The organism is Enterobacter sp. 342 (assembly GCF_036663495.1).
Taxonomy (GTDB): Bacteria; Pseudomonadota; Gammaproteobacteria; order Enterobacterales; family Enterobacteriaceae; genus Enterobacter.
On sequence record NZ_JAWUEI010000025.1, the window covers coordinates 38,444 to 51,676 of the forward strand.

The following is a 13,233-nucleotide window of genomic DNA, read 5'->3' on the forward strand; positions in this document are numbered from 1 at the left end:
TTGCCGGGTGGCGCTGACGCTTACCCGGCCTACTTTTCCATACTGTAGCCACCACCCGACAATTCCCTCCAGACTCCAATTCTGGCACGCCTATTGCTTTGTTTATTCAAGTAAACGCAGTTTGGCTTAACGTGCAACCTGGTCGCACCAGCGCAGATCATCGGTAGCACCGAAACGGTGCAACGAGAGATTTTTGCCTCTGAATGGTGCGGCGCGCTTCGCAAAAATAAACAATAACGCAGCAAAATCTTTACATTAAGCCAGACTAAATGTTAACAAGCTTGCATAACACTGCACTCGCATAGCGCGAGATATAACAACATCACAATGGGTATCAATGCGTCACTGGCGCTGATAAAAAAGGAGTTGGGTATGCAATTACGTAAACTGGCCACAGCAATGCTGGTTATGGGGATGTCTGCAGGCGTGGTTCACGCTGAAGACGCTCCGGCTGCCGGAAGCACTCTCGACAAGATTGCCAAAAACGGCGTGATCGTGGTCGGCCACCGTGAATCTTCTGTTCCGTTCTCTTACTACGACAACACGCAAAAAGTCGTGGGTTATTCACAGGATTACTCCAACGCCATCGTTGAAGCCGTGAAGAAAAAGCTGAACAAACCTGACCTGCAGGTGAAGCTGATCCCAATCACTTCACAAAACCGTATTCCACTGCTGCAAAACGGCACCTTCGATTTTGAGTGTGGCTCCACCACCAACAACCTTGAGCGTCAGAAACAGGCTGCTTTCTCTGACACCATCTTCGTGGTAGGTACCCGTCTGCTGACCAAAAAAGGCGGCGAGATTAAAGATTTTGCTGATCTGAAAGGCAAAGCGGTCGTTGTCACCTCCGGTACCACCTCAGAAGTGCTGCTGCACAAACTGAATGATGAGAAGAAAATGGATATGCGCATCATCAGCGCGAAAGACCATGGCGACTCCTTCCGTACCCTGGAAAGTGGCCGCGCTGTCGCGTTTATGATGGATGACGCCCTGCTGGCGGGCGAACGCGCGAAAGCGAAGAAACCGGACAACTGGGAAATCGTCGGTACTGCACAGTCAAAAGAAGCTTATGGCTGCATGCTGCGTAAAGACGATGCTGAGTTCAAAAAACTGATCGATGACACCATCGCCCAGGCACAAACCTCCGGCGAAGCGGAAAAATGGTTCGATAAGTGGTTCAAGAACCCAATTCCACCAAAAAACCTGAACATGAACTTTGAACTGTCTGACGACATGAAAGCGCTGTTCAAATCACCAAATGACAAGGCTCTTAACTAATTAGAACAACAGGGGCGGGATATCCTGCCCTCTCGATTGTCGGGAAGCATGGACAGACTATACGTTGAGTGGTCGTTCCCCACTCAGCGCGAAAAATAAGCTTCTCACCAATCTTCGAGGGTAGCGCTGCTACCCTTTTTTTTCTGGAGTTTATTATGTCAATAGACTGGAACTGGGGCATATTTCTGCAACAAGCCCCGTTCGGCAACACCACCTATCTTGGCTGGTTATGGAGCGGCTTTCAGGTCACTGTGGCTTTATCCATAACGGCATGGATTATCGCGTTTCTTGTCGGCTCACTGTTCGGTATTTTGCGTACCGTCCCTAACCGTTTTCTTTCAACCCTCGGCACTTTGTATGTGGAACTGTTCCGTAACGTTCCGCTGATTGTGCAGTTCTTTACCTGGTATCTGGTGATTCCGGAACTGCTGCCGGAAAATATTGGTACGTGGTTCAAGTCGGAACTGGATCCTAACGTTCAGTTCTTTGTCTCCTCAATGCTCTGTCTGGGGCTGTTTACCGCTGCCCGCGTGTGCGAGCAGGTGCGAGCCGCTATTCAGTCATTGCCGCGTGGACAAAAAAATGCAGGTCTGGCGATGGGATTAACACTGCCACAAACCTACCGTTATGTGCTGCTGCCTAACGCCTACCGCGTTATCGTTCCACCGATGACCTCTGAGATGATGAACCTGGTGAAAAACTCGGCCATCGCCTCGACCATCGGCCTGGTGGATATGGCTGCGCAGGCGGGTAAGCTGCTGGATTATTCCGCTCATGCGTGGGAATCCTTCACCGCGATCACGCTCGCCTATGTTCTGATTAACGCTTTCATCATGCTGGTGATGAACCTGGTTGAACGCAAAATCCGCCTGCCGGGTAATCTGGGGGGCAAATAATGTACGAATTTGACTGGAGTTCCATTGTTCCATCCATGCCATACCTGCTTGATGGCCTGGTGATTACCTTAAAAATCACCGTTATCGCCATCATCATCGGTATTGTCTGGGGTACCCTGCTGGCGGTCATGCGCTTGTCGAGCTTTAAGCCGCTCGCCTGGTTCGCAACGGCCTACGTTAACGTTTTCCGCTCCATCCCACTGGTGATGGTTCTGCTGTGGTTTTACCTGATTGTTCCTGGCTTCCTGCAAAACGTACTGGGACTGTCACCGAAAACCGATATCCGCCTGATCTCCGCGATGGTGGCGTTCTCCATGTTTGAGGCTGCTTACTATTCAGAGATTATCCGTGCGGGTATCCAGAGTATTTCTCGTGGGCAATCCAGTGCCGCACTGGCACTGGGGATGACACACTGGCAGTCCATGCAGCTCATCATTCTGCCGCAGGCGTTTCGCGCCATGGTTCCGCTCCTGCTGACTCAGGGCATCGTACTGTTCCAGGATACCTCTCTGGTATATGTACTCAGCCTGGCAGACTTCTTCCGTACCGCCTCCACCATCGGTGAGCGTGATGGTACGCAGGTAGAAATGGTGCTCTTCGCGGGTGCGGTCTATTTTGTGATTAGTTTAAGTGCGTCGCTGTTGGTCAGTTGGCTGAAGAAAAGGACGGTATAATGATTTCCCTGAAAAATGTTTCTAAATGGTATGGGCACTTTCAGGTGCTGACCGACTGCTCCACCGAAGTGAAAAAAGGCGACGTGGTGGTAGTGTGCGGACCGTCAGGTTCCGGTAAATCCACGCTGATCAAAACCGTCAACGGACTGGAGCCGGTGCAGCAGGGTGAGATCGTCGTCAATGGCACTAAAGTCAATGACAAAAAAACCAATCTCGCCCAGCTTCGCTCTCACGTTGGCATGGTGTTCCAGCATTTTGAGCTGTTCCCTCACCTCTCCATTATTGAGAACCTGACACTGGCGCAGGTAAAAGTGCTTAAGCGCGATAAAAAAGCGTCGCGCGAGAAAGGGCTGAAACTCCTGGAACGCGTTGGGCTCTCTGCGCATGCCGATAAATTCCCGGCACAACTTTCGGGTGGCCAACAGCAGCGTGTGGCGATCGCCCGCGCGCTGTGCATGGATCCGGTGGCAATGCTGTTTGATGAGCCAACATCGGCGCTCGATCCAGAGATGATCAACGAAGTGCTGGACGTCATGGTCGAACTGGCACACGAAGGGATGACCATGATGGTGGTGACCCACGAAATGGGCTTCGCCCGCAAAGTGGCAAACCGCGTGATCTTTATGGACGAAGGGAAGATCGTGGAAGACTCACCGAAAGAAGAGTTCTTCGCTAACCCGAAATCAGAACGTGCGAAAGATTTCCTCGCGAAAATCCTGCACTAATACTCTCAGTGCGCAATCTGCGGATTGCGCACTGCTTCACGCTTTAGCCCACATCTTCTCGCCGGCGTCACATTACAGCGTTAACCTTGTCACAAAATAACGCTATAAATGGAGAACGCTATGGCACACCCCATCATTCTCGATTGCGATCCGGGTCATGATGACGCGATCGCTCTCGTCCTTGCACTTGCCTCCCCTGAGCTGGATGTCAAAGCCGTAACCTCTTCTGCCGGAAACCAGACACCCGATAAAACCCTGCGTAACGTCCTGCGCATGTTGACACTGCTTAAACGCAGCGATATTCCTGTCGCCGGCGGGGCTGTTAAGCCTCTGATGCGCGAGCTGATCATTGCCGACAACGTTCACGGTGAAAGCGGGCTGGACGGTCCGGCACTGCCGGAGCCGGGTTTCGCCCCGCAACACTGCACTGCCGTGGAGCTGATGGCGAAGGTGCTTCGTGAAAGTGACGAGCCGGTAACGCTGGTGGCAACCGGACCGCAAACCAACGTTGCGCTGCTGCTTAACAGCCATCCGGAACTGCACAGTAAAATTTCCCGTATCGTGATAATGGGTGGAGCAATGGGGCTGGGCAACTGGACGCCTGCGGCGGAGTTCAACATCTTTGTCGACCCGGAAGCCGCTGAGATTGTCTTCCAGTCCGGCTTACCAATTGTGATGGCGGGGCTGGACGTTACCCATCGCGCGCAGATTATGACGGACGATATTGAGCGTTTCCGCTCGGTGGGCAATACGGTCGCGACAACCGTGGCCGAACTGCTCGACTTCTTTATGGAGTATCACAAAGCCGAGAAGTGGGGCTTCCACGGCGCGCCCCTGCATGATCCATGCACCATTGCCTGGCTACTGAAGCCGGAGATGTTTACCACAGTGGAACGCTGGGTCGGTGTGGAGACGCAGGGGAAATATACCCAGGGGATGACGGTAGTGGATTACTACTCACTGACGGGAAATGCGCCGAATACCACGGTGATGGTGGATATCGATCGGCAGGCGTTTGTGGATTTGCTGGCGGAGAGACTCAAGTACTACGCTGCGGCCTGATACCCTCACCTTAACCCTCTCCCACGGGGGAGAGGGCGCAAACCTGTGCTTTTATTTAGGGCTCAAACGGCCGACGCTGAAACTGATCGTGCCCACATTTCGGACATAACGGCAGCACTTCCGGCGTATACACCGCGATATGGTGATGGCATTTCTCGCAGACCAGATTCCCCAGACCAACCACTTCACCACTGTGATACACACCATGATGGTTCAAATCCTGAAACACCTCGCGCCACTCCAGCTGTGTTTTATCGGTGATATCCACCAGTTCCTGCCACAGGCTCTCTTTAATCACCCGCATGAACACGCTGTCAGTGACCTCATCCTGGCTCTCCTGGTAGCTGCGCGCGAATTCTTCCAGGTCACGGCGTACCGCGCGGGTTACCTCTTCCACTTCGGTGCGCGTTAACTCACCCGTTTGCGTCACGCGGGCACGCGCCTGCTCCACCAGCGCGTCAATATCGCGCTCGCCGTTACGCAGCCGTTCCGTCAGTGTCGCCACCAGTTCGCGGTAAAATTGAGCAACCTTGTTCATCATTTTGCCTCCCGGGTAAGTAACTATTTCTAATAATAGACCTTATTTCGTCGCCGCTTTGTCAGGTGAAGCACAGACCCGGTAAATTCCTGCAATGTGCATTTGTGCGAAAGGCTGTTTTGACGCGGACGTTTGGGCTATGCTATGCGGATCTGAAATATCACATCCATTGGCTACATTTGTAGCTGTATTGAAAACAGGACCACTGGCTGCCATGCAAGAGCAATACCGCCCGGAAGAGATAGAATCGAAAGTCCAGCAACACTGGGACGAGAAGCGCACCTTTGAAGTAACCGAAGACGAGAGCAAAGAGAAGTATTACTGCCTGTCGATGCTTCCCTATCCTTCTGGTCGACTACACATGGGCCACGTGCGTAACTACACCATTGGTGATGTGATCGCCCGCTACCAGCGTATGCTGGGCAAAAACGTTCTGCAGCCAATCGGCTGGGATGCGTTCGGTCTGCCTGCAGAAGGCGCTGCGGTAAAAAACAACACCGCACCTGCCCCGTGGACGTATGACAATATCGCGTACATGAAAAACCAGCTTAAAATGCTGGGCTTTGGTTATGACTGGAGCCGCGAGCTGGCAACCTGCACCCCGGAATACTATCGCTGGGAACAGAAATTCTTCACCGAGCTGTACAAAAAAGGCCTGGTGTATAAGAAGACCTCTGCTGTTAACTGGTGTCCAAATGACCAGACTGTTCTCGCGAACGAACAGGTTATTGATGGCTGCTGCTGGCGTTGTGATACCAAAGTTGAGCGTAAAGAGATCCCACAGTGGTTTATCAAAATCACGGCTTATGCTGACGAACTGCTGAACGATCTGGATACACTGGATCACTGGCCAGATACCGTAAAAACCATGCAGCGCAACTGGATCGGCCGTTCTGAAGGCGTGGAAATCACCTTCAACGTTGAGAATTACGACCAGACCCTGACCGTCTACACCACCCGTCCAGACACCTTCATGGGCGCGACCTACCTGGCCGTGGCTGCGGGTCACCCTCTGTCGCAGAAAGCGGCGGAGAACAATCCGGAACTGGCAACCTTCATCGACGAATGCCGCAACACCAAAGTGGCCGAAGCCGACATGGCGACGATGGAGAAAAAAGGCGTCGCGACAGGCTTCTATGCTAAGCACCCACTGACAGGCGAAGCGATCCCTGTTTGGGCCGCGAACTTCGTTCTGATGGAGTACGGTACAGGTGCTGTGATGGCTGTTCCAGGCCACGATCAGCGCGACTACGAGTTTGCTACCAAATACAGCCTGCCGATTAAAGCTGTTATCCTGGCCGCCGATGGTTCTGAACCTGACCTGTCCGCGCAAGCGCTGACTGAAAAAGGCACCCTGTTCAACTCCGGTGAATTTAGCGGTCTGAGCTTCGAAGACGGTTTTAATGCCATTGCAGACAAACTGGCCTCTCTGGGCGTGGGCGAGCGTAAAGTTAACTTCCGTCTGCGCGACTGGGGCGTTTCTCGTCAGCGTTACTGGGGTGCTCCAATTCCAATGGTGACACTGGAAGACGGCACCGTGATGCCAACGCCGGAAGATCAACTGCCGGTGATCCTGCCAGAAGACGTGGTAATGGACGGTATCACCAGCCCGATCAAAGCCGATCCTGAGTGGGCAAAAACCACCGTCAACGGCCAGCCTGCGCTGCGTGAAACCGACACCTTTGACACCTTTATGGAGTCCTCCTGGTACTATGCGCGCTACACCTGCCCGCAGTATAAAGAGGGTATGCTGGACTCTGATGCAGCGAACTACTGGCTGCCAGTAGACATTTACATCGGTGGTATCGAACATGCCATCATGCACCTGCTCTACTTCCGCTTCTTCCACAAACTGATGCGTGATGCCGGCATGGTGAACTCTGACGAACCAGCAAAACAGCTGCTGTGTCAGGGTATGGTACTGGCTGATGCCTTCTACTACGTGGGTGCAAACGGCGAGCGTAACTGGGTGTCTCCAGTGGATGCGATTGTTGAGCGTGATGAGAAAGGCCGCATTGTGAAGGCGAAAGACGCCGAAGGTCATGAACTGGTCTATACCGGCATGAGCAAGATGTCTAAATCCAAAAACAACGGCATCGACCCACAGGTGATGGTTGAACGTTACGGCGCGGATACCGTGCGTCTGTTCATGATGTTTGCTTCTCCGGCAGACATGACCCTGGAGTGGCAGGAATCAGGTGTGGAAGGTGCAAACCGCTTCCTGAAACGCGTCTGGAAACTGGTTTACGAACACACCGCACAGGGTGATGCTCCGGCACTGAACGCAGCTGCACTGACTGAAGATCAGCAGGCGCTGCGTCGTGATGTTCATAAAACGATTGCGAAAGTGACCGATGATATTGGTCGTCGTCAGACCTTCAATACCGCAATTGCGGCTATTATGGAACTGATGAACAAGCTGGCGAAAGCCCCGCAGGACGGCGAGCAAGATCGTGCCTTAATGCGTGAAGCATTGCTGGCCGTCGTTCGCATGCTGAACCCGTTCACTCCGCATGTCAGCTTCACTCTGTGGCAGGAACTGAAAGGCGAAGGCGATATCGACAATGCGCCGTGGCCACAGGCCGACGAAGCCGCGATGGTAGAAAACACCACGCTGGTCGTCGTCCAGGTAAACGGCAAAGTCCGCGGTAAAATTACTGTGGCGGTCGATGCAACCGAAGAACAGGTTCGCGAGCGCGCGGGCCAGGAACCTCTGGTCGCAAAATATCTTGAGGGCGTTACCGTACGTAAAGTGATCTACGTACCGGGTAAATTGCTGAATCTGGTCGTTGGCTAAGCGCGGGAGGAAACGTGCGACAACTGGCAACAATACTCTTATCTCTGGCGGTGCTTGTCACCGCTGGCTGTGGCTGGCACCTGCGCAATACCACGGCGGTGCCTGCTGAGATGAAAACGATGATCTTTGATTCCGGGGATCCGAATGGCCCACTCAGCCGGGCGATCCGTAATCAGCTGCGTCTGAATGGCGTTGAGCTTGTTGAAAAAGGAACGCTTCGCCAGGATGTACCGTCTCTGCGTGTTACAGGAAGTGGACTGTCGAAAGATACAGCCTCTATCTTCCAGGATGGTCGTACTGCTGAATATCAGATGGTGCTGACGGTCAGCGCAGCAGTTCTGATCCCGGGTAAAGACATCTACCCGATCAGCACGAAAGTCTATCGTTCTTTCTTTGATAACCCGCAGACGGCGCTGGCAAAAGATGCTGAACAGCAGATTATCATCAACGAAATGTATGACAAGGCAGCGGAACAGTTGATCCGTAAACTGCCAAGCATTGCCGCGTCGAACAAACAAGGCTCTGACATCATCGAAAAACCTGATGCAGACACGCCGACAGTTTCAACGTCGATGGGTAACTGATGATCAGGTTGTATCCTGAACAACTCCGCGCGCAGCTCAATGAAGGGCTGCGCGCGGCGTATCTGCTGCTCGGAAACGATCCGCTGTTACTTCAGGAAAGTCTTGATGCCGTTCGCCATGTGGCAGCGACTCAGGGCTTTGATGAACATCACACGTTCCAGGTGGATAACAGTACCGACTGGAATGCTATCTTCTCCCTATGTCAGGCGATGAGCCTGTTCGCGTCGCGCCAGACGATCCAGATCCTGCTCCCGGAAAATGGCCCTAACGCGGCGATCAATGAACAGCTGGCTACGCTGGTTAGCCTGTTGCATAGTGATCTGCTGCTAATTGTACGTGGCAACAAGCTTACCAAAGCGCAAGAAAACGCTGCATGGGTTACCCAACTGGCGACTCACGCAGTACTGGTCAGCTGCCAGACGCCTGAACAGGCACATCTGCCAAAGTGGGTCGCCGCGCGCGCAAAACAGCATAACCTTCAGTTGGATGACGCAGCGAATCAACTGCTTTGCTACTGCTATGAAGGGAACCTGCTGGCACTGGCACAGGCACTGGACAGGCTCTCCTTGCTGTGGCCAGACGGCAAACTGACCTTGCCACGCGTAGAGCAGGCCGTTAACGATGCGGCGCACTTTACGCCATTCCATTGGGTGGATGCCTTGCTGTCGGCTAAGAGCAAACGCGCCCTGCATATTTTGCAGCAACTACGGCTTGAAGGCAGCGAACCCGTCATTTTGCTGCGCACGCTGCAGCGCGAATTGCTTCTGTTGATTTCCCTCAAGCGTCAGTCGGCCAATACACCGTTAAGATCGCTGTTTGATAAACATCGCGTATGGCAAAATCGCAGGGCTTTGACCACTGAGGCAATCAACCGCCTGAGCCACGAGCAGCTTCGTCAGGCCGTGCAGCTGTTGATGCGCGCAGAGCTTACGTTAAAACAAGATTACGGCCAGTCGGTCTGGGCAGAGCTGGAAAGCCTTTCTCTGTTGCTCTGCCATAAGGCGCTGGCAGATGTATTTATTGATGGATAGTATGCATTCTTTACAGGCCCTGTATGGCGGCACCTTTGACCCGGTACATTACGGGCATCTGAAGCCGGTCGAAATTCTGGCGAATCTGATCGGTCTTCAGCGTGTCACCATTATGCCCAATAATGTTCCGCCACACCGTCCCCAGCCTGAGGCGACCAGCGAGCAACGCAAAGAGATGCTGGCCCTGGCCATTGCGGATAAACCACTTTTCAAACTTGATGAACGTGAATTGCGTCGCGCCACCCCCTCCTGGACGTCACAAACGCTGCAGGAGTGGCGGACCGAGCAAGGCCCTGACAAGCCGCTAGCCTTCATTATTGGCCAGGATTCACTCCTGAATTTCCCAACATGGCATCAGTATGAAACCATTCTGGACAACAGCCACCTGCTTGTCTGCCGCCGTCCGGGTTATCCGCTGACGATGCGCGAAGAACAGTATCAGCAATGGCTGGAAGACCATCTCACCGATAATGTTGAAGATCTCCACAATCAGCCTGCCGGGAAGATTTATCTGGCAGAAACACCATGGTTCGATATCTCTGCGACTCTCATTCGCGAGCGTTTGCAACACGGTTTAGCGTGTGACGATCTGCTGCCCGCATCGGTGCTGGCGTATATTCATGCGCATGGGTTGTATCAGAAAAGTGCAGATGCCTGACCCGGGGCCATAAAAAGTGGCTTATTGATTATCCTGCCTTGACAGAGTAAGCCATACTGTTATCCTCCGCTGCCAGACTTTCCCGCCGATCATTGCTTTACAGAAATTGTTTTACAAAAATGGCGATGCAATCTCAGGCGGAGGGTGGGATGATACCCGCCTTCAAAAGCCCGGCCGGAGACATTTGTCCCGACACAGGTGCTAGTTCAGGTATACTGTCTGGCCACGAATTCATAGTTATACAATCTCGTTCACCCCAGGGGGAAAACTTGCAGGGTAAAGCACTCCAGGATTTTGTTATTGACAAAATTGATGACCTGAAAGGTCAGGACATCATCGCTATCGACGTTAAGGGTAAATCCAGTATTACGGACTGCATGATTATCTGCACCGGTACCTCTACACGTCATGTTGTTTCGATTGCCGATCACGTGGTTCAGGAATCACGTGCAGCCGGACTGTTGCCGCTTGGTGTTGAAGGTGAAGCGACGGCTGACTGGGTGGTTGTCGACCTCGGCGATGTGATTGTCCATGTCATGCAGGAAGAAAGCCGTCGCCTGTATGAACTGGAAAAACTCTGGGGTTAATGCGTGAAGTTGCAACTGGTCGCCGTCGGCACCAAAATGCCGGACTGGGTACAAACCGGTTTTACTGAGTATCTGCGTCGTTTCCCAAAAGACATGCCGTTCGAACTGGTGGAGATCCCCGCCGGAAAGCGCGGCAAGAACGCCGATATCAAACGTATTCTTGATAAAGAGGGCGAACTGATGCTGGCTGCCGCAGGCAAAAACCGCATCGTCACCCTCGATATCCCAGGAAAACCCTGGGATACGCCGCAACTGGCGCACGAACTGGAGCGCTGGAAGCAGGATGGCCGTGACGTCAGTCTGTTGATTGGCGGGCCAGAAGGGTTATCCCCTGCCTGCAAAGCGGCAGCAGAACAAAGTTGGTCTCTCTCCGCGTTGACGCTTCCCCATCCGCTCGTTCGGGTACTGGTGGCAGAAAGCCTGTATCGCGCGTGGAGCATTACGACCAACCACCCCTATCACCGCGAATAGTGACTTGACCAGGGTAGATTAAGCAGCGGATGAAACTACAGAATTCTTTTCGCGACTATACGGCTGAGTCCGCGCTGTTTGTGCGCCGGGCGCTGGTCGCCTTTACGGGGATTTTGCTGCTTACCGGCGTGCTGATCGCCAACCTTTATAATCTGCAAATTGTCCGCTTTACCGATTACCAGACGCGTTCAAACGAAAACCGCATTAAGCTGGTGCCGATCGCACCCAGCCGCGGCATCATTTACGACCGTAATGGCACCCCGCTGGCGTTAAACCGCACCATCTATCAAATCGAGATGATGCCGGAAAAAGTCGATAATGTTCAGGATACGCTGGAAGCGCTAAGAAGCGTTGTCGATCTTAACGATGACGATATCGCCGCTTTCAAAAAAGAACGGGCCCGCTCTCACCGTTTCACCTCCATTCCGGTTAAAACCAATCTGACGGAAGTCCAGGTTGCCCGCTTTGCGGTAAACCAGTACCGTTTCCCAGGCGTGGAAGTGAAGGGTTACAAACGTCGCTACTACCCTTATGGCTCTGCACTGACACATGTAATTGGCTACGTATCCAAAATTAACGATAAAGACGTCGATCGTCTCGATAAAGACGGCAAGCTGGCGAACTACGCCGCGACGCACGATATCGGTAAGCTGGGGATTGAACGTTATTACGAAGATGTTCTGCACGGTCAGACTGGCTATGAAGAGGTTGAGGTTAACAACCGTGGCCGCGTTATTCGCCAGCTTAAAGAAGTGCCGCCTCAGGCGGGACATGACGTCTATCTGACGCTCGACCTCAAACTGCAGCAGTATATTGAAACCTTACTGGCAGGCAGCCGTGCAGCCGTTGTGGTCACCGATCCGCGTACCGGTGGCATTCTGGCAATGGTTTCTATGCCAAGTTATGACCCGAACCTGTTTGTCGACGGCATCTCCAGTAAAGACTATTCCGGTCTGCTGAATGACCCGAATACGCCACTGGTGAACCGCGCGACACAAGGTGTTTACCCGCCAGCGTCAACGGTTAAACCGTACGTGGCGGTTTCTGCATTGAGTGCCGGTGTTATCAACCGTAATACCAGCCTGTTTGACCCGGGCTGGTGGCAGTTGCCAGGTTCTGATAAACGCTACCGTGACTGGAAAAAATGGGGCCACGGTCATCTGAACATCACCAAATCGCTGGAGGAGTCTGCGGATACCTTCTTCTATCAGGTGGCGTATGACATGGGGATCGACCGCCTTTCAGAGTGGATGAGCAAATTCGGTTACGGGCACTACACCGGCGTTGACCTTGCAGAAGAACGTTCCGGTAATATGCCAACGCGTGAATGGAAGCTGAAACGCTTTAAAAAACCATGGTACCAGGGCGATACCATTCCGGTGGGTATCGGACAGGGTTACTGGACAGCAACACCGCTTCAGATGAACAAAGCCATGATGATCCTCATCAATGACGGTGTCGTGAAAGTTCCACATCTGCTACTGAGTACGGTTGAAGACGGTAAAAAAGTGCCCTGGAACCAGCCGCATGAAGCGCCTGTGGGGGATATTCATTCCGGCTTCTGGGAAATCGCTAAAGACGGTATGTACGGCGTAGCAAACCGCCCTAACGGTACCGCGCATAAGTATTTCGCTGGTACGCCATATAAAGTGGCCGCGAAATCAGGTACTGCGCAGGTGTTTGGCCTGAAAGCCAATGAAACCTATAACGCGCACCGCATTGCCGAACGACTGCGTGACCATAAACTGATGACGGCATTTGCCCCTTATGATAACCCGCAGGTGGCGGTGGCGATGATTCTGGAGAACGGCGGTGCCGGGCCTGCAGTAGGGACCATCATGCGCCAGATCCTTGACCACATTATGCTGGGCGATAACAACACCGAACTGCCGGCTGAAAACCCGGCCGCCGCTGCGGCGGAGGATCAATAAT

General features: G+C 53.1%; 13 protein-coding genes. 12 read left to right on the forward strand and 1 reads right to left on the reverse strand.

Annotated features, from left to right (window positions below):
• Positions 1–372: 372 nt before the first annotated feature.
• The 5 genes from V6E55_RS18265 to rihA all read left to right on the forward strand — a co-directional run bounded on the left by V6E55_RS18265 (position 373) and on the right by rihA (position 4,635).
• The gene (locus V6E55_RS18265) at positions 373–1,278 is read left to right on the forward strand and encodes an amino acid ABC transporter substrate-binding protein (protein WP_014069338.1); all 906 of its coding nucleotides are present in this window, start codon (positions 373–375) and stop codon (positions 1,276–1,278) included.
• Positions 1,279–1,433: 155 nt separating this feature from the next.
• Positions 1,434–2,174, forward strand: coding sequence for an amino acid ABC transporter permease (locus V6E55_RS18270; protein ID WP_316943542.1), 741 nt, complete (start codon positions 1,434–1,436; stop codon positions 2,172–2,174).
• Positions 2,174–2,848 carry a glutamate/aspartate ABC transporter permease GltK gene (gene gltK / locus V6E55_RS18275; protein ID WP_014883002.1) on the forward strand — a complete coding sequence of 225 codons (675 nt, stop codon included), beginning with the start codon at positions 2,174–2,176 and terminating at the stop codon, positions 2,846–2,848. Before V6E55_RS18270 ends, gltK begins: the two co-directional genes overlap by 1 nt.
• Complete coding sequence (locus tag V6E55_RS18280) at positions 2,848–3,573, forward strand: amino acid ABC transporter ATP-binding protein (RefSeq protein ID WP_014883001.1); 726 nt, start codon at positions 2,848–2,850, stop codon at positions 3,571–3,573. Before gltK ends, V6E55_RS18280 begins: the two co-directional genes overlap by 1 nt.
• 120 nt (positions 3,574–3,693) lie before the next feature.
• Positions 3,694–4,635, forward strand: coding sequence for a pyrimidine-specific ribonucleoside hydrolase RihA (rihA, locus tag V6E55_RS18285; RefSeq protein WP_236919996.1), 942 nt, complete (start codon positions 3,694–3,696; stop codon positions 4,633–4,635).
• A 55-nt stretch (positions 4,636–4,690) separates the two neighbouring features.
• Here the strand turns inward: rihA and V6E55_RS18290 are convergent, their stop codons facing one another.
• Entirely contained in the window at positions 4,691–5,173 is a 483-nt protein-coding gene (locus V6E55_RS18290) for a zinc ribbon-containing protein (RefSeq protein WP_028019469.1), read from the reverse strand.
• 214 nt (positions 5,174–5,387) lie between these two features.
• Between V6E55_RS18290 and leuS the strand changes: the two genes are divergently transcribed.
• The 7 genes from leuS (at position 5,388) to mrdA (ending at position 13,232) form a co-directional block, all read left to right on the forward strand.
• On the forward strand, positions 5,388–7,970 hold the full coding sequence (gene leuS, locus V6E55_RS18295; protein ID WP_316943544.1) for a leucine--tRNA ligase: 2,583 nt from the start codon (positions 5,388–5,390) through the stop codon (positions 7,968–7,970).
• A 14-nt stretch (positions 7,971–7,984) separates the two neighbouring features.
• Positions 7,985–8,554 carry an LPS assembly lipoprotein LptE gene (gene lptE / locus V6E55_RS18300; RefSeq protein ID WP_236919997.1) on the forward strand — a complete coding sequence of 190 codons (570 nt, stop codon included), beginning with the start codon at positions 7,985–7,987 and terminating at the stop codon, positions 8,552–8,554.
• Positions 8,554–9,585, forward strand: coding sequence for a DNA polymerase III subunit delta (gene holA, locus V6E55_RS18305; RefSeq protein WP_316943545.1), 1,032 nt, complete (start codon positions 8,554–8,556; stop codon positions 9,583–9,585). The genes lptE and holA overlap by 1 nt, the downstream gene beginning before the upstream one ends.
• Positions 9,578–10,243 (forward strand): nicotinate-nucleotide adenylyltransferase, encoded by a 666-nt coding sequence (nadD, locus tag V6E55_RS18310; protein ID WP_236919999.1) that lies wholly within the window; start codon positions 9,578–9,580, stop codon positions 10,241–10,243. The genes holA and nadD overlap by 8 nt, the downstream gene beginning before the upstream one ends.
• A gap of 269 nt (positions 10,244–10,512) precedes the next feature.
• Positions 10,513–10,830, forward strand: a complete 318-nt coding sequence (rsfS, locus tag V6E55_RS18315; RefSeq protein ID WP_003858696.1) for a ribosome silencing factor — start codon at positions 10,513–10,515, stop codon at positions 10,828–10,830.
• A 3-nt stretch (positions 10,831–10,833) separates the two neighbouring features.
• The gene (rlmH, locus tag V6E55_RS18320) at positions 10,834–11,301 is read left to right on the forward strand and encodes a 23S rRNA (pseudouridine(1915)-N(3))-methyltransferase RlmH (protein ID WP_003858701.1); all 468 of its coding nucleotides are present in this window, start codon (positions 10,834–10,836) and stop codon (positions 11,299–11,301) included.
• Between the two features lie 29 nt (positions 11,302–11,330).
• Positions 11,331–13,232 (forward strand): peptidoglycan DD-transpeptidase MrdA, encoded by a 1,902-nt coding sequence (gene mrdA, locus V6E55_RS18325; protein WP_129996453.1) that lies wholly within the window; start codon positions 11,331–11,333, stop codon positions 13,230–13,232.
• The last annotated feature ends 1 nt before the right edge of the window (position 13,233 follow it).